This window comes from Alcanivorax sp. HI0083, from assembly GCF_001635175.1.
Window position 1 is genome coordinate 1 of sequence record NZ_LWFX01000821.1, and the last position, 393, is coordinate 393.

The 393-nt window shown below is 60.3% G+C and carries 1 pseudogene; it reads right to left on the bottom strand.

Annotated elements, in window-relative coordinates:
* Positions 1-238 (bottom strand): annotated as a pseudogene (locus tag A3754_RS07905) (bile acid:sodium symporter); the annotation flags it as partial.
* Positions 239-393 lie beyond the last annotated feature (155 nt).

A 393-nucleotide genomic window follows, 5' to 3' on the forward strand; every position in this document is an offset into this window, starting at 1 on the left:
AGGCGATCAGGGGCATGAGGGTGTATTGCAGCACGAGGCCAAGCGCAATCACTGCGGGCCGTTTGAACACCCGCCGAAAATCCTCCCAGCTTAATGACAGCCCCATGCCGAACATGATCAGCATAAGCAGTGGCACGATGGCGGGCTTGCCGACGACTAACCACTGCGGCTGCCAGTAGGCCAGCAGGGAAAACAGCAGGGCCCAGAGTGGAAAAAGTTGTGTCAGGCGGTGGATCATGGAATGGCCCCGTGACGGAAAACCGTCAGTGTAAGCGTTTGGCAAAGAGGGCGCACAGGAGGCTCGGATGAAGCCGGTGATTCAGGAAGACGTGACGGGTTGCGGGATTGCTGCAGTGGCCGCCCTTGCGGGGGTGAACTACCGCCAGGCGAGGC